General features: G+C 64.6%; 20 protein-coding genes. 3 read left to right on the top strand and 17 right to left on the bottom strand.

Going from position 1 to position 17,685, the window contains the following annotated elements:
• Positions 1-495 precede the first annotated feature (495 nt).
• The 7 genes from ABIC94_RS09010 to ABIC94_RS09040 all read right to left on the bottom strand — a co-directional run bounded on the left by ABIC94_RS09010 (position 496) and on the right by ABIC94_RS09040 (position 7,374).
• Positions 496-876, bottom strand: a complete 381-nt coding sequence (locus tag ABIC94_RS09010; protein WP_354372673.1) for a hypothetical protein — start codon at positions 874-876, stop codon at positions 496-498.
• Between the two features lie 367 nt (positions 877-1,243).
• Positions 1,244-1,837 carry a phosphatase PAP2 family protein gene (locus tag ABIC94_RS09015; RefSeq protein ID WP_354372674.1) on the bottom strand — a complete coding sequence of 198 codons (594 nt, stop codon included), beginning with the start codon at positions 1,835-1,837 and terminating at the stop codon, positions 1,244-1,246.
• Positions 1,825-3,375 carry an ArnT family glycosyltransferase gene (locus ABIC94_RS09020; RefSeq protein ID WP_354372775.1) on the bottom strand — a complete coding sequence of 517 codons (1,551 nt, stop codon included), beginning with the start codon at positions 3,373-3,375 and terminating at the stop codon, positions 1,825-1,827. The genes ABIC94_RS09015 and ABIC94_RS09020 overlap by 13 nt, the downstream gene beginning before the upstream one ends.
• A complete protein-coding gene (locus tag ABIC94_RS09025; RefSeq protein WP_354372675.1) occupies positions 3,375-4,376 on the bottom strand; it encodes a glycosyltransferase family 2 protein in 1,002 nt (333 codons plus the stop codon). The genes ABIC94_RS09020 and ABIC94_RS09025 overlap by 1 nt, the downstream gene beginning before the upstream one ends.
• Positions 4,377-4,532: 156 nt before the next feature.
• Entirely contained in the window at positions 4,533-5,891 is a 1,359-nt protein-coding gene (locus tag ABIC94_RS09030) for a sensor histidine kinase (RefSeq protein ID WP_354372676.1), read from the bottom strand.
• Positions 5,892-5,919: 28 nt separating this feature from the next.
• The gene (locus tag ABIC94_RS09035) at positions 5,920-6,606 is read right to left on the bottom strand and encodes a response regulator transcription factor (RefSeq protein WP_354372677.1); all 687 of its coding nucleotides are present in this window, start codon (positions 6,604-6,606) and stop codon (positions 5,920-5,922) included.
• Positions 6,607-6,636: 30 nt separating this feature from the next.
• Positions 6,637-7,374, bottom strand: a complete 738-nt coding sequence (locus tag ABIC94_RS09040) for an SDR family oxidoreductase (protein ID WP_354372678.1) — start codon at positions 7,372-7,374, stop codon at positions 6,637-6,639.
• Between the two features lie 125 nt (positions 7,375-7,499).
• Here ABIC94_RS09040 and ABIC94_RS09045 point away from each other — a divergent pair, with 125 nt between their 5' ends.
• Positions 7,500-7,940: a MarR family winged helix-turn-helix transcriptional regulator gene (locus ABIC94_RS09045; protein WP_354372679.1), complete on the top strand. Its 441-nt coding sequence runs from the start codon at positions 7,500-7,502 to the stop codon at positions 7,938-7,940.
• A 21-nt stretch (positions 7,941-7,961) separates the two neighbouring features.
• On the opposite strand, the gene ABIC94_RS09050 is transcribed toward ABIC94_RS09045, so the two are convergent.
• On the bottom strand, positions 7,962-8,624 hold the full coding sequence (locus ABIC94_RS09050; RefSeq protein ID WP_354372680.1) for a carboxymuconolactone decarboxylase family protein: 663 nt from the start codon (positions 8,622-8,624) through the stop codon (positions 7,962-7,964).
• A gap of 88 nt (positions 8,625-8,712) precedes the next feature.
• Positions 8,713-9,189, bottom strand: coding sequence for a (R)-mandelonitrile lyase (locus tag ABIC94_RS09055; RefSeq protein ID WP_354372681.1), 477 nt, complete (start codon positions 9,187-9,189; stop codon positions 8,713-8,715).
• Between the two features lie 190 nt (positions 9,190-9,379).
• Here ABIC94_RS09055 and ABIC94_RS09060 point away from each other — a divergent pair, with 190 nt between their 5' ends.
• Positions 9,380-10,288 (top strand): LysR family transcriptional regulator, encoded by a 909-nt coding sequence (locus ABIC94_RS09060; protein WP_354372682.1) that lies wholly within the window; start codon positions 9,380-9,382, stop codon positions 10,286-10,288.
• Here the strand turns inward: ABIC94_RS09060 and ABIC94_RS09065 are convergent.
• The 8 genes from ABIC94_RS09065 to ABIC94_RS09100 all read right to left on the bottom strand — a co-directional run bounded on the left by ABIC94_RS09065 (position 10,276) and on the right by ABIC94_RS09100 (position 16,408).
• Entirely contained in the window at positions 10,276-11,166 is an 891-nt protein-coding gene (locus ABIC94_RS09065; protein WP_354372683.1) for a LysR family transcriptional regulator, read from the bottom strand. The genes ABIC94_RS09060 and ABIC94_RS09065 overlap by 13 nt on opposite strands.
• A 122-nt stretch (positions 11,167-11,288) precedes the next feature.
• A complete protein-coding gene (locus ABIC94_RS09070; RefSeq protein ID WP_354372684.1) occupies positions 11,289-11,528 on the bottom strand; it encodes a hypothetical protein in 240 nt (79 codons plus the stop codon).
• A gap of 165 nt (positions 11,529-11,693) precedes the next feature.
• Entirely contained in the window at positions 11,694-12,431 is a 738-nt protein-coding gene (locus ABIC94_RS09075) for an SDR family oxidoreductase (RefSeq protein WP_354372685.1), read from the bottom strand.
• Between the two features lie 41 nt (positions 12,432-12,472).
• Positions 12,473-13,504 carry an amidohydrolase family protein gene (locus ABIC94_RS09080; RefSeq protein ID WP_354372686.1) on the bottom strand — a complete coding sequence of 344 codons (1,032 nt, stop codon included), beginning with the start codon at positions 13,502-13,504 and terminating at the stop codon, positions 12,473-12,475.
• A gap of 27 nt (positions 13,505-13,531) precedes the next feature.
• Positions 13,532-14,227 carry a type 1 glutamine amidotransferase domain-containing protein gene (locus ABIC94_RS09085; RefSeq protein WP_354372687.1) on the bottom strand — a complete coding sequence of 232 codons (696 nt, stop codon included), beginning with the start codon at positions 14,225-14,227 and terminating at the stop codon, positions 13,532-13,534.
• A 22-nt stretch (positions 14,228-14,249) separates the two neighbouring features.
• Positions 14,250-14,549, bottom strand: coding sequence for a superoxide dismutase (locus ABIC94_RS09090; RefSeq protein ID WP_354372688.1), 300 nt, complete (start codon positions 14,547-14,549; stop codon positions 14,250-14,252).
• Positions 14,550-14,778: 229 nt separating this feature from the next.
• On the bottom strand, positions 14,779-15,456 hold the full coding sequence (locus ABIC94_RS09095) for a helix-turn-helix transcriptional regulator (protein ID WP_354372689.1): 678 nt from the start codon (positions 15,454-15,456) through the stop codon (positions 14,779-14,781).
• A 19-nt stretch (positions 15,457-15,475) separates the two neighbouring features.
• Entirely contained in the window at positions 15,476-16,408 is a 933-nt protein-coding gene (locus ABIC94_RS09100; RefSeq protein ID WP_354372690.1) for an NAD(P)-dependent alcohol dehydrogenase, read from the bottom strand.
• 289 nt (positions 16,409-16,697) lie between these two features.
• Between ABIC94_RS09100 and ABIC94_RS09105 the strand changes: the two genes are divergently transcribed.
• The gene (locus tag ABIC94_RS09105; protein WP_354372691.1) at positions 16,698-17,648 is read left to right on the top strand and encodes a LysR family transcriptional regulator; all 951 of its coding nucleotides are present in this window, start codon (positions 16,698-16,700) and stop codon (positions 17,646-17,648) included.
• Positions 17,649-17,685 lie beyond the last annotated feature (37 nt).

Consider the following 17,685-nt stretch of genomic DNA (forward strand, 5'->3'; position numbering starts at 1 on the left):
CTCCTGAAAACAAATGACGCTCAATGCAGCCCCGATCCCGCCTACATGGCGACAAAGGCTCATGTAGCGTGGCTCAGGAGTGACCCTGCAGCTGGTATTGCCAGCTACGGTTTCCGAGGGAGAGGAGCAGTTCGTGACCCGATGGCGGTCACGCCTGGGGAACTGCTAGGGTTGTCGTCGGCCGTTCAGGTGCCGCAGGGTGGCGGCACGGCGGACGTCAATTGAGCGATGTCGGTAGCACTTGACTCCGACACGAGGATGCAACCCGCATCCCATTCGAGGCTCGACTCGAGATTCTTTCATGCGACACCTCCGCCATTGATCTTTACAAATGATCTAGGTCGGCACGCCGGAAGTCGTTGCTTTTTGAGAGCGGGGCGGCAAGCGGTGGTCGATTCGTGGCTTCTCACACACACCAAGGTGTTAATTGTGCGAGATGATTCTTAAGAATGCAAACCTTTTTTCCTACCACAAATTTTCTGACCCGCACCTGACCTATGGATGATGGCGGCGTAGGAAAAAGCCGAATGCGGCGACACCGGCCAGCGCGAGGACCAGCGTCACGGTCAGCTCCACTGCGCCAACGTCGTTCACGAGAGGCTTTGCAAGGGGAGGGGCGGTAAGTTCATGTCCGTTCTGCAAATCCGTGAAAGGACTGTAGATGGCTGAACCGGGCCTGTCGGCTTCTTCGACTCTTGGCGCAGCCGGAGCATCGGGAGATGCAGTCTCCATGACAGCATCGTTTGCAACTTCTCCGTCTGGAACACCGCCATCGCCGTCTGCGCTTTGGTCTGCAACACCGGCTTGCGGCAGGCCTTCTGCTGTGATCGCCGAGCTAACGCACATGAGCTGCATCGCACAAACGGCGACCAGCACGGCTTGGATGAACTTTCTCGGAGGCATGCAATTTCTCGCGTGTGCACTCGGTCGGACCTGACGCGCCGATTATCTACGGATGAGCAGCTCGTCGGTTGCCTGAAAAAGCTTGCGCGAGTTGGGTACCCAGGGGGCGGCGCCCGAGCATGGAACACCGAGGCGGTTCGTAATGGCGGCACGGGCCTGGGCGTCTTTTTGGGTGACCTCCCGTCGGACTACTTTAATAACACAATGTGCATTATGTTAAATCACAGGAGCTGCACTCTTCAAGTCCGAATCCCACCACATGTGCCACTCGCGTCCCGGCAGCAACCGGACTGTTGGATTCCATGAAGGCTCCGATAGGTTCAACAGGTCCGTCCTCAGATCAGGATCCTGTCCGCTCGGCTGCACCGTCCGGCTCACGAGCGCCCCGCAATCGCGCGGCTGTCATCGATGCAAGCAGGCGCCCGCAGAGATACTCCAGCCCGGCGAAGGCGGCCACCAGCACCAAGGCCAGCAGCAGCCCGGCCGGAATGTCAGCCGGAAAATGAACGCCGACGTGGATGCGCGCCCAACCGGTGAGTATGCCGGCCGCAAATACCACCGCACCCGCGCGCCGCAGTGCCGGCCGGCGCAAGCACAGCAGCGCGACGGTGAACATGACCGTTGCATGCGCGCTCGGCAGCGAACCGCGCGCACCGTGCTCGATGTACGCGGGGCTCAGACCCACTATGAAAGGGCGCGGCAGGTTCAGCTCGGCCGCAAGTGCGTGGGCCAGCATCGAAGCAAGCGCCGCACAGCCCAGCACGGCCAGCATGTAGCCACGCTCCCGGGGATGCAGCCAGGCCATCCAGCCTAACAAGCCCGCGCACAGCCAAGGCCCGCCAACGGCGAAGGCACCCGCAGCGGACACCAGCCAGGCGCAGGGTGCGTGTCCCGCGGCAATCCACAGGAACAGAAAAAGATTCAGTTCTTCCATTCGCCGTCCCTGCCCTCTTGAATGGCACTGGCGTGCGACGCCATGGCAAGACTTCGCTCGGCGCACGGCTTGCGCAGAAAAAGGCGATAGCTCCCGGCATCGCCTACAAGTTGCAGGCATGGCCAGACGGCCTGGGGCAATAGCACCAGCGCGGAGCGCGGTGCTGCGACAAACAGCGGCTCGTGTGGCCGCTCGTGTGCGAGCCTCAGCGGGTCGGCGACGTGCAGCGCACGCCCACCCGAATAGAACGCAGCGGAAAACATGCGCTCCTGCACAAATGCCAACGGAACCTCCGTCTGCAGTTGTGCGCGGTACAGCTGCACCACCGCCTCGGCCGATTTGGCTTCGGCACGCCCGCCCGCGGTAAGGTCGAGCAGCCTTCCCACGAACAGCGCGGTTGCGAGAAGAGTCCCGGCGAGCAGCGCCCGACGCGCAAACCCGTCGTCGCGATCGCCCAGCCAGAGCGCCGCTGCAAGCGCCAGCGGCGGCAGGCCTGGAAGCACATAGGTCCAGAGGATGTTGCCAGCCGCCATGAAGACCACGCACGGAGCAAGACCACAGACCAGCAGGTAGCGCATGAGCGATGGCCGCGCTTCCGTACCGTCTGCACCGTCCGCCTGCAAACCCGTGCTCTTGCGCTGGCGCGCACGCCAGGCCGCAAGCGGCACCACGATGCTCCACGGAAAAATGGCCCCTGCCAGGAAGAGCCAGATGGTGCCGCGCGGAAACGCATGCGCCGAGCCGTAGCGGTCGCCCTGCCAGCCCGCAACCACGAACCGGTTCCAGTGTTCTCCGATGAAGAAGTAGTTCAGGAAACCCGGAGTGCGTGCCTCGGCAAACGCATACCAGGGGGCCGCCACGGCAACGAGCAGCGCACCACTTCGCAGCCACGGCACTGCCCGCCACACGCTGTGTGCCTGTCGCGTCCACAAGGACCACACGCCAACAGGCAGCAGGATCAGCACGCATCCCACCGGCCCCTTCGCCAATAGCGTGATCCAGAGCCCCGCGAAAAACAACCAGGTCTCGCGCCGCCGGTGTTCGGCCGGCCCTTGCAGCGCCAACCAGAAGCCGCGCATCGACAACACCGTACCCAGGCACAGCGCCATGTCGGTGGTTACGGCGCCGGAAACCATCCAGAACAGGACGGTGGTGGCGAGCAAGGGCAGCACGTAGGCGGGCCGCCTCATGCCCGCCCGCCGCGCCCAGTCGAACGTGAGCACGACGATCGCTGCAGCCATCAGAAAGTGAGGCAGGCGCGCGGCGAATTCATTGACTCCGAAGATCCGCATGCTCGCCGCGGTGAGCCAGAAAGCCAGCGGCGGCTTGCCCCAGAATGGCTCGCTATCGGTGAACCACGGCGTGATCCAATCCCCGCGCTCCGCCATCTTTCTCGCGATTTCGCCGTAGCGTCCCTCGGTGGTGTCCATCAGCGGATAACCCGCCAGCGAGGCCAGGCGCAGCACGACGAGAAAGACCAGGACGCAGGTGGTCGCAGTGCCCAGCGTCTGCCGGGTATCGGTAAGAACGCGCGGCATCACTGGCCCGCGCTTGCGTTCGATGGCACGGTCGCCGGTTCATACACGTCGATCAGGTAGACGGGGCGGCCCTTCGTCTCGGTGAAGATGCGCGCCACATATTCGCCGAGCATGCCCATGCACAGCAGCTGCAGCCCGCCGAGGAAGAGCATCGTCACGATCAGGGTCGGAAAGCCCTGCACCGCATCGCCAAGAATCAGCGCCTTGAAAAAGAAGAACATCGCATACGCGAAGGCGCTGCCCGCGCTCGCCACTCCGAAAAGCGTGGCCACCTTCAGCGGGGCGGCCGAGAACGCCGTGATGCCGTCGAAGGCGAGCCCGACGAGTTTGAGGAACGGCCATTTGGTTTCGCCGGCCGCGCGGGCGGAGCGCTCGTAGTCGATGGTCGCCTGCGGATAGCCGATCCAGGCGAACAGGCCCTTCATGAATCGCCCGCGCTCAGGCAGCTGGTTCAGTGCATCGACTGCACGGCGGCTGAACAAACGAAAGTCACCCACATGCCGCGCGATCGGCACGTCGCTCACGCGCTCGATGAAGTGATAGAACGCGCTGGCGGTGGCTCGCTTCCACCAGGATTCGCCGAGCCGCTCTCGCCGCCTCATGTTCACCACGTCGGCACCGCCACGCCATGCCGCAAGCATCGCCGGCAGAAGCTCGGGAGGATCTTGCAAGTCGGCATCAATGACCACCACGGCCTCACCGCTTGCAAGTTGCAGCCCGGCGCTCATGGCTGCTTCCTTGCCAAAATTTCGGGTCAGGCGCGCATACGATATTCCCGGATGGCTGCGCTGCAGGCGCTGCAGCAGATGAGCGGTCTGGTCGGTACTCCCATCGTCGACGTAGACGACTTCGTATCTCACGCCAAGGCCAACCAGCACGGCGTTCAAACGACGCTGGAACTCGACCAGCACCGCCTCCTCGTTGAAAACCGGCACCACAACGCTGAGCGCCACCTCGGAAGCCGAGCCCGAGGCTGGCCGTGCGGGCTGGCCCGGTGCCATGTCCGGCGGCAATCCGCCCGCAGTGCGGTCGGTTGCGCGGAATCGGTCAGCAATTCGCGCGCGATGAAGGGAACGTGAACCGACAGAGTGAAGCATGACATCGCACCAGGACAAATAGGATTTCTGGATCCTCCGTCTGGAAGACTTTCCGGCGACTTACCGGCCCTGCGCTGCCATCTGGGTCGCCGCGACCTCCTCTTGCATATCCGAACGAGCCAGCAGAAATCTCATGCCCGGTTCGGCCCTCTGTGCAGAGAGCTTCCATCCGTGCGCCTGCGCGATTTCCTGGCAGATGGCCAAGCCCAGGCCGGCGCCATGGTCGCGGCGATGCGGGCCGCGCCAGAAGCGCGTGAACATCTTCGAGAGCTGTTCCGGATCTGCGCCCGGCCCCCAGTCTCGAACCGCCATTGCTTTGGCACCCACCTCCACCGTCACCTTCGTGCCTCGCGGTGCATGCTGGATGGCGTTCTCCATGAGGTTCTTCAGCACCGTGAAGAGCGCCCCTCTGTCGACGGTCCAGTGAACCGCCTGGCTGTCCTGGCTATTGAAATGTGCGGAAAGATGCACGCCTGCCGCCTGCGCCATGCGCTCCAGGTAGGCAACGCCCTCCCCTGCGACCTCCCGCACATCGACTTCCGCGAAGCTGTAGTTCTGAACCTCGCTGGCCTCGGCCAGGTGCAACAGCTGCTGCACCTGGCGCGCCATGTGCTCGACGTCGTTGAGCAATGAGTCGCGGCCAGCGCCTGCTTCACTCAGTTCGATTTGCGCACGGATCAACGCAAGCGGCGTCTTCAGCTCATGCGCCGCAGTCGCAAGAAACTCCTGCTGAATGCGAAACCCGTGCTCCAGCCGCTCGAGCACGCGATTGAAACTGTCGACCAGCGGCACGACCTCGGACGGGACTCCGGCCACCTGCAGCCTGGCATGGATGGATCTCGGCGCGATCGCGGCAGCCGAAGCAGCCACCCTTCTCAAGGGCTTGAGCGTGGAGCGCAGTGCCAGGTAAGCGCACGCGCCAAAAACAATCAGCAGGACGAGACTGAACACGGCGATGCCCGCGCCCATGAACGGCAGCGCGAAATGCCGGTGCATGAGATCTGCAAGCCGTGCGCTCGCAGCAAACTGCAAGATCCACTTCTGACCCGCGTGCTCCGCGGGCACGGTGGCACCGTGGATCGGCTCCCCATTGTGTTCGAACTTGAAGTACCCGCGGCCGGCCTGCCGGGCGGCACCTGTCCAGAACGCTTCGCCCGCAATGGAAGACATCACGGCATTGCCCGAGGCATCCAGGACGCGATACGCCACCTCTTGCCTGAGGCTGTCGTACATCCAGTCTGCGCCGCTTTCTTTCGTGTCGAACCCGACGGGCGTTCCCGAGCCGTCGAACTGCAGTGCGCCCGCCAGTTCCTCTGCGCGTCCCACCAGGTCGGCAACGAACAGGATGTCGCTGCGCACCGTCAGCACCGTGATGAGGATCGAGGCGATCAGCACGATGCTCAGCACCACGCCGACCACGAATGCGAGCAGTATCTTGAAGCTGAGGCTATTCAGCCACGCCGACTCCACGAAGCGCATAGCCGAGGCCTCTTACGTTGACAACCCGCTGCCGCGAGCCAATGGCGAGTAGCTTTCGGCGAAGCCGGTGAAGGGCCACGTCAAGTGCATTCGGTGTCACCGCGCCTCCCAATCCCCATGCAGCCAGTTCGAGCGCGGCGCGGCGCACCGTCTCGCCGCCTCCCTGCACCAGCAACAGCAGGATCTGCATTTCCGACGGCGCCAATGACACGCGCTCCCCCCCGCAGCAAACGCTTCCTGCAGACGGCTTCAGTTGCAGATCGCCATGTGCGGGCTCGAGCGGCCGGCACTGCACGGGGCGGCGCAGCAGCGCCCGCACGCGTGCCACCATTTCGTCCATGGCAAACGGCTTGGCAAGGTAGTCGTCGGCCCCGGACTCGAGCCCTTCCACGCGGTCGTGCAAGGCATCGCGTGCCGTCAAAACAAGGCACGGCACGCCCACCCCTCGCGCGCGCAGGCGCTGCAGCAAGGCGAGCCCGTCTCCGTCGGGCAATCCCCGGTCGAGCACCAGCGCACCGTATGGCACCTCCTGGATGGCGGCCCACGCAGCATCGCCGCGGTGAACGACATCGGCCGCAATACCGGCGGCTCCCAGCCCGCTGCACGTGAGCCGAGCCAGCCGCTCATGGTCCTCGACCAGGAGAATGCGATTCATCGCATGCGGTACGGAAGTGGCCCGACAGGCTCAACTGCCATTCATGCGTTGGAACAGCTTCTCGCCATGTTGGCGCGTGCCAACCGAGAGCCCGACCAGCACTTCGTCGTGCCCCTCGTCGAAGAGCGCCAACGCTTCGGTTGCGAAGGCTTCGGGGCTCATCATTCCGGCGCTCTTCGTGCCGTCGCTTCGGGCATCGCCGCCCAGTCCGGTGTCGACGATCGGGGGCACCAGTTCCACGACCTTGACCGCGGTGTGGCGGAGTTGATGCCTGAGCGTGAGAGTGAACGAGTGCAGCGCAGCCTTGGTCGCACAGTAGACGGGAACGTCGGCCATTGGTGCGAAGGCCAGCCCCGACGTGACGTTGACGATGACTGCCTGCTGCTGACGGCGCAGGAGCGGCAGGATCTCGCCGATAAGTTGCACCGGCGCAGTGAAGTTGACCGCAACCTCTTGCTCCAGATCGGCCAGCGAATGATCGCCGGCGAAGCTGCGGCGATATTGAACGCCGGCATTGTTGAAAACGACGCTGAGGTCGGGGTGCTCGGCCGCAATCCATTCGACCAGCGCCCTTCGGCTCTGCGCGTCCGTCACATCGCAGATTCGCGTGACAAGCGCCGGCTCGATCGCTTGCGCGCGTGCCAGCGACTCGGCCCCGCGGCCACAGACGATGACGCGGTTTCCTCGCTGAAGAAGCTGCTGCGCAAGCGCCAATCCGATTCCGCTGGCTCCTCCGGTCACAAGGATGGTGCTGTTGCTCAATGTCATCGTCTGGTCCTTTGAGACTGAGGTCAGTCTGGTACGATCAAATGATGCCAATATGGCATCATGTTGTCAATAAAGCCTTATAGCGACAAATGATAAAGACCAAGCGAACACCCACCGGCGAAGCAATGAGCGGCTTGATGCTCGAACTGTTCAGGCTGAACAGCCGCCTGTTGACCGCAGGCGATCGGCTGGTGGCGCCGCTCGGGCTGACGAGCGCCCGCTGGCAGATTCTTGGCACCATCTTCAAGGGCGAACACCCGCAGCCCGTGGCGTGGCTTGCCCGCACCTTGGGTGCCAACCGGCAAAACGTGCAGCGGATCGTCAACGACCTGGAGAAGGAAGAGCTCGTCGCGTTCGAGACCAACCCTCACCACCGGCGGGCGCAGCTCGTGGTGCTGACGGACAGGGGAAGGCAGGTCTACACGGCCGCCATGGCTTTGCAAGCCCCTTGGATCAACAGCCTCTCGGATGGGCTCGCGGTGGACGACATCAAGACGATGCAGAAAGTCATGGCCTCGATTCGGCAGAAACTGGAGCAGGACATGGAGGATGAAGAGCAAGGCTGACCGGCTCCAGCCACGGTTCTGTCAGCCTGCCGGCTTGCTCGCCAAGTGGCGCTCCAGCGCATCGCGCACACGCTTGGCGCTGTCGGCATCCACGCGATCGGCCAGCATGCTGCCCAGTTGCCGCAGCTGCTGCGCCGAGAGGCCCACGTTCATGCTGATGCGAATGTGCGATTGCAGCTGCGACTCGACCCCCGCAAGCGCGGACAGCATGCTGACCGTGGCCACTTCGCGGCTTTGCCAGTCGAGGTTGTCGCGCTCGAAGATGTCGCCGAACAGATGGGCCCGGAGGTACTCATTGGCTACCGGCGCAAAGTCGAACAGCGGCCCCTGGACCGGCGCACCCGACAGCCTGGTCTGATTGGCGGCTCCCGCAGCCATCAGGGCGTCTCCCTTCGGAATGGGGCGGCTCGGCCCACGGCCCTCGGCATCTTTCACGCCGCGCTGCTTGCGCGCGTCAACCACCTTCATCAGCTCCGTCAGCGCATTCAGGCTGCGCGGGAAGCCGGCATACGCGTAGAGCTGCACCAGCACCTCCTTGGCTTCGCTCACGGTCAGGCCGGCATCCAGCCCCTGGTTCAAGGCCGCGTTCAGCCTGGGAATGTCGCCCGCGGCGGCAAAGGCCCCGATCGGCACGATGGCCTGGTGCGTGGCCGACAAGGCCTGGGACTGGGGTGTGCTGGTCATGCCGGCTGGCTCCTGCTGATTCTGGGATGCATGGATGGTCGGGGCGGCCAGCAGCAAGGCCAAGGCCGCCACTGCGACGGTGCGATGTTTAGCGCGCGCCATATTGCTCATCACTGACTTTCTCCATCCATTCGACGTTCTTCCCGTTCACCGTGCCCGTCACGGCCAAGTGGCTCATCGCGGAGCCCGGGGCCGCGCCGTGCCAGTGCTTGACGCCCGGCGGGCACCAGACCGCGTCGCCCGCGCGGATCTCCTGCACGGGCTTGCCCCACTCCTGGGTCAGCCCCACACCCGACATCACCAGCAAGCGCTGCCCTGCGGGATGGGTATGCCAGGCCGAGCGCGCGCCCGGCTCGAAAGTCACCACGCCGCCCGAGGCATTGATGTGCGCATTGGCAGGCCATACGAGACCGACCCGGACGCGGCCGGTGAAGTATTCAGCCGGGCCCGAGGCCGAAGTCTGGCTGCCCGCGCGCGTTATCTGCTGGGCAGCGTCGGGCTGCGCTTCAGCGGCCCCGGCCTGAAGCGATACGGCGCATAGCGCGCAATACAAGGATGTTTTCATGCGGAAGACCTTTCACTGGGTCCAAGCGTAGGCGGGCTCGCCCGCCCTGACTAGCCACCCCAATCCGCATGCACTTATCGACCAGGCGCATGAATCGCGAGCCGTTTTTCTACGCGAAGCGCACCTAGACTCGAGGGCATGACGACCGCCCTCTTTCACGGGCCGCGCGGCCCGGCGGCTTGAGGTAGCCATGCCGCGCGACGACTTCAACGACCTGCTCGCATTCCTCGCGGTGGCGCGCGAGCGCAGCTTCACCCGCGCGGCTGCCACGCTCGGCGTGTCGCCATCGTCACTGAGCCGCAAGATGCGCGCACTGGAAAGCCGCATGGGCGTGCGCCTGCTGACCCGCACCACCCGCAGCGTGGTGCCGACCGAAGCGGGCGAGCGGTTGATGGCAACGGTGGCACCGCAGTTCGATGCGATCGAGACCGAGCTGGAGGCATTGGCCGAGTTCCGGGACAAGCCGGCCGGCACGGTGCGCATCACTGCGGTCGATACCGTGGCGGACCTGTTCATCTGGCCGCGCCTCGCACCGCTGCTGCAGAAGTACCCGGACATCAAGGTCGAGATCGACACCAGCTACCGCATGGTCGACATCGTCGAGGAGCGCTACGACATTGGCGTGCGCACCGGCGAAGCTATTGCGCGCGACATGGTGTCGGTGCGCATCACGCCGGATTTTCGGCGCCTGATCGTCGGTGCGCCGGCCTACTTCGAGCGTCACCCCGTGCCGCAAACGCCGCAGGATTTGCTTGCGCATAACTGCATCACGCTGCGGCTGGCGACGCGCGGCGGCCTCTTTGCCTGGCCGCTGGAACGCAACGGACAGGCCGAACGTGTGCAGGTGAAGGGGCAGCTCACCTTCAACGGCAGCTACCAGATCCTCCAGGCGGCGCTGGACGGCTGCGGACTCGCTTTCACGCCCGAGTACCTGGCGCGGCCGCACGTGGAAGCCGGTCGCCTGCGCTGCGTGATGGAGGAATGGTTTCCGACCTCGCCCGGCTTCTTCATGTACTACCCCAGCCGCCGCCAGAAAACGCAGCCGGTTTCCATGGTGATCGATGCGCTGCGTTTGCCCGATGGGCCTCAGCCGCGGTAGCGGAGCGCGTCGATCACCAGCGTCAACGCACGCGTCGACTGACGCCGGCTCGGGTAGTAGGCGTGCAGGCCTGGGAATACCGGGCACCAGTCCTCCAACACGGCCCGCAAGCGCCCCGCCTGCAGATGAGGCCAGGCCAGGTCTTGCGGCACGAAGGCCAGGCCGCAGCCGCTCAGCGCCGCGTTCAGCATCTGGTAGGCGCTGTTGAATGTCGTCTGCCCACCCACGCGCACCTGCAACTCGCGATCGCCGCTCTTGAGCTCCCATGCATACAGGCCGCCACCAGCCAGGCGCAGCGCGATGCAGTTGTGCGCGAGCAGTTCCTGCGGGGTGGCCGGCGCGCCGCGCTCCGCCAGGTAGCCCGGCGCGCCGACGATCACCATCTGCTGGTCGGGCGCGAGGCGCACCGCAATCATGTCCTTGGCCACCTGGTCGCCCCAGCGCACGCCGATGTCGAAGCGCTCTGCCACGATGTCGACCATGCGGTAGTCCGAGTTGATCTCGATCTTGAGATCAGGGTACTCGGCAACCAGCGGCCTCAGTCGGGGCCAGAGCACGGTGTCCGCCACGTGGTCGATGGCCGTGATGCGGATGCTGCCGGCCATCTTGGTGCCGAGTTCGCTGACCGCAGCCACTTCGGCTTCGATCTCTTGCAGCCGTGGCGCCACCGTTTGCAGCAGCCGCTCGCCGGCCTCGGTGGGCGCCACGCTGCGCGTTGTGCGCGTCAACAGGCGCACACCCAGGCGGGTTTCCAGGGCGCGGATGGTGTGGCTCAGTGAAGATTGCGACACACCGAGCTTGGAGGCCGCACGCGTGAAGCTGCGCTCACGCGCCACCGCCATGAAGGCCAGCAGGTCACTGATCGAATCGCGCGTCATTTCATCGTCAGGTTCGGTGATGCGGCATTCTGTCACCGCCCCACCCCTGCACCAACGAAAGCCAGTGCCTCGATCTCCCCGGTTCGCGACCGGCAGCCGCCTCGGCACAGCGTGCGACCGCGTCAGCCCGAAACCTGCACGCAGTTCTTCGCCTGCTGCTCTTGCACCAACAAGGTCGCCCTGCGCTCCGACTCGTCCATGTGGCGCGATGCATCGATATAGCGGGCGCCCACGGCAACCGGTATGACGACCTTCCAGGAGTCGCGCCTGGCCTGCGCCGCATGTGCCTGCGTAACCCGTGCTTGCGTCAGCTGGTCTGCGATGGCGGGGCAATCGAGTGCGGAAAACTGCGATTCCGGCATTCCGCTTTTGGGAATGTTTGCGCAACCCGCCACAAGCAGGACAAGCGAGAACGAAAGCAGCAACGAATATCTTTTATTTGGCATTTGTTTTTCTTTGAGTGGATGGCGGCCTCAGGCCTGTTGTCCTGATTTGGACACGCGTGGGTGCCAGTTTCTGGCACCAGCTCAGAACTCTTGTCGCGTTGGACGAAAGAGGATTTCGTTGATGTCGACGTCTTCAGGCTGGCTGATGGCAAACAGCGCACAGCGCGCAAAGCTGCTGGCGGGAATCGCGTTGCGCTCGTAGAAGGCCTGCATGGCTTGCGTCATGCCTTCGGCCTTGGTGGAGGCTGGCAAGTCGGTGTCCACCGCGCCAGGCGAGAGGATCGTGGAGCGAATGTTGTAAGGCTTGAGCTCCTTGCGTACGCCTTCGGAAATGGCGCGCACCGCGAACTTGCTCGCGCTGTAGACGGCGCCGCCCGCGCTCACGAGGTGGCCGGCCACCGAGGAGACGTTGATGATCTGCCCGCTCTTTTGCGCCTTCATGTACGGCAGCGCGGCAGCGATGCCATGGAACACGCCCTTGATGTTCACGTCGATGGTCTGGTTCCACTCGTCCACGCGCAGCATCTCCAGCGGCGAGAGCGGCATCACCCCGGCGTTGTTGAGCATCACGTCGATCCGGCCGTGCGTGCCGATCGCACGGGCCACCAGCGCCTGGACTTGATCGAGATGCACGACATCGGTCTGCACGATGCTCTCGGCGCCGAGGCCGAGTTCCTCGGCCAGGGCTTGCAGGCGATCGAGCCGCCGCGCGCCCAGGACCACCTTGGCGCCGGCCCATACGAGATGGCGCGCCGTTTCCGCGCCTAAGCCGCTGCTGCCGCCGGTGATGACGACCACCTTGTTTTCGATTCCTTGCATCGCACTTGTTCTTTCTTTTTCTACACTTGGTTGAAGCCGCCTCACAGGCCCAGCAGGCGCTCGGCGTTGCCGTGGGCAACGAGAGCCTTGTCCGCGTCGCTCACGGGCAGGCGCTCGATGAAGGCCCGCGCACCGTCCAGGCTCTGGTAGGGATAGTCGATCGAATACAGGATTCGTTCGGCGCCCATCAACGCATGGATAAACTGGAAGTGCGGCAACGTGAGCATGCCGCTCGGCGAGACGTACACGTGCTCGCGGTAGGTCTGCACGATGGGTCGCCTGAGGCCCGAGGCTTCCTGCGGGATGGAGTCTTCCAGCCGCTGCAGGAAGAACGGCACCATCTCGCCCCAGTGGCCGCTGATGACCTGCAGCCCGGGATGCCGGTCGAAGGCGCCCGCGAGCAGCATGCGCACGACCTGGATGCCCGATTCGTTGTGCCAGCCCCAGGCGAACATGGCCAGCCGCGCGCTGAGCTCGCGCTCGAGGCCGCCGTAGTACGGCGCCTGCACCGCGGGCAGCGGCAGACCGGGGTGCACGTACAGCGGAACCTTCAATTCGCTGAAGGCCGCAAGAATCGGTTCGTAGCGAGCATCGTCCAGGAACGTGTCGCCGGGGCGGCCATTGATGAGCGCGCCCTTCAGGCCGAGCTCTTTCACCGCCCGCTCCAGTTCGCGCGCGGCCGCCTCGGGCGCCTGCCAGGGCAGCGTGGCAAAACCCGCGAAGCGCGCGGGATGCGCCTGCGCCGTTTCGGCCAGCTTGTCGTTGGCCGCGCGGTTCAGCTCGATGGCCTCTGCGGCGGGCAGCAACTGCGGGAACCCGCCATAGGAGAGCACCTGCATGTCGATGCCGGAGGCATCCATGTCGGCCAGACGCTCGGCGCCCATCTCCAGCCCCTTGCGCGCGGACTCGCTCGGTGCAATGACATGCGGCCGGCTTCGGTCGGCCACGTTCTGGCCGTCCACCACACGGCGGCCCCAGTCGCCAAAGTAAGGCGCCTCGGCGCGCACCAGAGCCTGGGTGGCGCCACCGATGCCACGGTCGAGCACGTGCTCTTCGACACAGATCAGTTTCACGCTAACCCCTTGAAGGCTTCAGCAGGCTCATGCCAACAGGGCGTCGCGCAGCGCGATGCCCAGGCTCGCGGCGGACTGCGGGTTCTGGCCGGTGATGAGGCGTCCGTCGACGACCACGTTGTCGGCCCAGTTGGCCGCGTTCTGATGCTGCGCGCCGCGTTCGTTGAGCGTGGATGCGAGCAGGAAGGGCACGACGTGCGTGGACTCCACCTCCTCTTCCTCGCCGTTGGTGAAGGCCGCCACCCGCTTGCCCGCCACCAGCAGGCTGCCGTCGGCGCGGCGCGCGTTGACCAGGGCCGCCGGGCCATGGCACACGGCCGAGACGATGCCGCCGGCCGCATCGATCTCGCGGATGGCCTTCTGCGCGGCCGCGCTGTCGGGGAAGTCCCACATCGTGCCGTGGCCGCCCGCAAAGAAGATGGCCGAGTAGCGCGAGGGGTCCACGTCGTCGATGCACAGCGTGTGGGAGATGGCATGGCGGAAGTCGGCATCGGCCCAATAGCGGGCGATGACCGGGTCTTTCATGTCCTCCAGCCCGTCCAGCGGCGCATCGCCGCCCCGGATGGACGCGAACTCCACGCACAGGCCCGCTGCCTGCAGCTTTTCCAGCGGATGGGTGACTTCGGCCAGGTTGTAGCCGGTCGGAATGCCGGTAGCGCCCTTCACAGCGTTGCTGCTGACGACGAAGAGGATGGGCTTGATTTCGGAAGCTTGCTTGGTCATGGTCGTACGTTCTGTGGGGTGCTCAGGCGTTGCCGGGCGCGAAAAGCGATTCCCAGTTCAGGAAGGGGCCGAGGGGGATGACGTCCCAATCGAGGAGACCGGCCTTGGCCAGCGGAAATTCGCGCAGCGTTTTCAGCGCGGCATCGGCCGATTCGCACTCGGCAATGATGGCCACGCCGGGGCGATCCTGGCGGAAGTAGATGTCACGCACGATGCCGCCCTTGTAGAGCTGCCAGGCATGGCGTGCCTCGTCCTGCATGTGCGGCTGGTACTTTTCCAGGGTGGCGCCGGGCGCGGGGATGTCGAGGCAAAGAAATTTCATGGAAAGGCCTTGGTCAAAAACGCGGGAGTTGAAGTCGGCGAACGGTCTCGGACTTTGTCGCTCTTGGTTCTCCGTCTTCGAGAGAAATCGATGCTAATGTAGAAAAATACTATCCAATGTAGAAAAGCATTCCCGCGCAGGCGGGTTCGAATTCGCCAATGGGCTCTTCAATAAAACTGCGTCACTGCTGGAAGCGTTCGACGCGCAAGCTGCGCGCGGCCCGATGGCGTTAGGCGCTGCCGGCTTGATTGCAGGGAAGCCCGTCTCGCCATTCCTTGACAAGCTGCCTGCGAGCCCGCGGGTAGCGTTCGTCCAGAAAATCGACTGTCACGATCCGGTCTGTGCGAATACGGCAAAAGTCGCCGCTCGACTCGCACCACGCAGCAATCAACCTCTGCGATTCGACGAAGCCGAGCATGATTGGCCAGATGGTCCGCTGGGAAACGACCCCGCTGTCGTCCGCGTACCCGATGTGCATTTTTCGCTGCTCACGCATCGCCCGCCGTACCTGCGCCAGATCGAGGACCGATGCTTCTTTCCTTTTGCGAAAGATGTAGAGCGCGTTGTCGTCCAACTCCGCTCTCATCTCGGGCGTAAGGACGCCATTGATTTTTGCGAGCGCGTTCTGCACGGCAAGCGCCAAGGCTTCGTCGGCGTGGCGGCTGACCCACTGCGCGCCGACCACGAGCGCCTGCACCTCTTCCTCCGTGAAAGACAGCGGCGGCAGCAGAAAGTCGGGCCGAAGGATGTAGCCGACGCCAGCCTCACCTTCGATGTGCGCCCCGATGGATTGCAGCGTGGCGATGTCGCGGCGGATGGTCCGCAGCGACACGCCCGTCTCGCGGGCAAGTGTTTCGCCGGACACGGTTCCACGATGCCGGCGAAGCACCTGCATGAGATCGAACAAGCGGTGGCTTCGCGACACGTCAGGCCATTGCCACGAGGCCCTTGCCGCCGAGCTTGCGGCCCGCTTCGAGCGCGGTGACGAGGCCGATCGCCTCGTCCAGGGGAACGATCTCGGCGACCGGCATCCGGAACTTGCCCTCCTCCGCAGCGCGGGCGAGGCTGTCGAGAATGTCGGGCCGCGGCGTGCAGACGATCGGTTTGAGCCGCCGGTTGAAGATCGAACGGATGAACTTGCCCGGCGTTGGGTCGAGGTCCAGGAACACGCCGTCCTTGTGCAGCAGCGATAAGCCCAGGGCGGTCGTCATCGTGGCGGCCGTGTCGTAGACGACGTCAAAACGCTCGCGCATCTTCGAAAGGTCGGAGGTCCGATAGTCGAAGACGTTCTGCAGACCAAGGCCCCGCGCCCGCACCATGGTTGCCGCGCTGCAACTGCCGGAGACGATGGCCCCGTGCATCCGCGCAATCTGGACAGCCGCTTCGCCGACCGCGCCGGTGCAGCCGTTGATGAAGACATGCTGGCCGGCAGCCAGCTTGGCCTTGTCGACCAGACCGTTCCACGCGGTGACGCCGGGGGTTCCAAGGCAAGCCGCATCCTCGAAGGAGACGTTGTCGGGCTTTCTTGCCAAGGCAGTTTCGTTCGCGATCACAGCTTCTCCCAACGCGCCGCTTTCCTTGAAGCGCGCAAGCCCGAAGACGGCATCGCCAGGCACAAAGCGCGTCACGCCGGGACCGACGGAGATGACTGTGCCGCAGAAGTCGAACCCCATGGCGCGGGGAAACGCCTTGCCCGTCACGATCTTCATCTGGCCGTTGCGCAACTTCCAGTCGATGGGGTTGATGGCTGCAAACTTGACCTTCACGGCCACCTGTCCTTGACCCGGCGCCGCCAGCTCGAACTCGTCGAGCCGCATCAACTCCGGCCCGCCGTACATGCCGTATTGAATGCGCTTCATGACCGGTTGCTCCTCGCGAACGATTCAGCGAAGTCCCGGATCACCGCGCACGCAATTTCCGGTGCGGCGCTGCTGGCTTGAGTCACGATATTTCCTTGTGTTGCCTGAGAAATTCCAGTCTAGGCAGCACTGGTGCCAGGTTTTGGCACCAGTCTTTTTCGTGGTGCCCGCTCTCAGGCTGGTCCTTGCCGCTCCGCATTCCCACCGAAGCCTTCGGCAGGCATACTAAGTAGAAAAATACTATCCAATGTAGAAGCGCATTCCCATGCCAAATGATCTGAATTCACCAATGTATTTGGCAAAGGCGCCGCCGCAGCGCCAGGAACGGCTCGACGGTGTGACCTTGTTCGTGGACGTCGTGCGCCTCGGCGGCTTCACCCGCGCAGCCGAGCACCTGAGCCTCACCCGCTCGGCCGTGGGCAAGGCGATCGCGCGGCTGGAGGCACGCCTGGACGTGCGTTTGTTTCATCGCACGACGCGCGTGCAAAGCCTCACCGAGGATGGCCAGATCTATTACGAACACTGCCTGCGCGCGCTCGCGGAGCTGCAGCCTGCCGAGGCGCAAATGGAGTCCGGCCGGCACCAGGTGGCGGGCCGTTTGCGCGTCTCCATGCCGGTCTTGTTCGGCCGCCATTGCATCGCGCCGATTCTGCTCGAACTCGCACGCGAGCATCCATCGCTCGAATTGCTCCTGAGCTTCAGCGACCGGCCTGTCGATGTGCTGGCCGAAGGCTTCGACCTCGCCGTTCGCAGCGGCTTTCTAGGGCACGAAAGCGAAGGCCTGCGCGCGCGCAAGCTGGTGGTGCAGCGCAAGCGCGTATGCGCCTCGCCTGACTACCTGGCCGCGCATGGACGACCGCAGAACACAAGCGAACTGGCCTCGCACAGCATCCTCATTTACCGGCGTGCCGACCGCATCAACACGTGGCAGCTGCCCGATGCGACCGGACGCATCACGGAGATGCCGCTCAACTCGCGCCTGCAGCTCGACGACCTGGAGGCCGTCGCAGACGCGGCAACGGCCGGCCTCGGCCTTGCCTGGTTGCCCGAATGGCTAGTGAGGGAACGCCTGCTCACGGGGGCGCTGGTCAGCGTGCTGGACGACCAGCCCGGCGCCGCGATGGATTGCCATGCCCTCTGGCCCGCTGCGCCGCACATGCCGCTTCGCCTGAGGCTGGCTGTGGATGCGCTGGTGGAACAGCTGCCCAAGGTACTGGGTGTGCCGGCCGAGGTCGGGTAACGAGGCGCGTCGGTTCGGGCCGGACATAGAGGATCTC

It is taken from the genome of Variovorax paradoxus, from assembly GCF_040544635.1.
Classification (GTDB): domain Bacteria; phylum Pseudomonadota; class Gammaproteobacteria; order Burkholderiales; family Burkholderiaceae_C; genus Variovorax; species Variovorax paradoxus_R.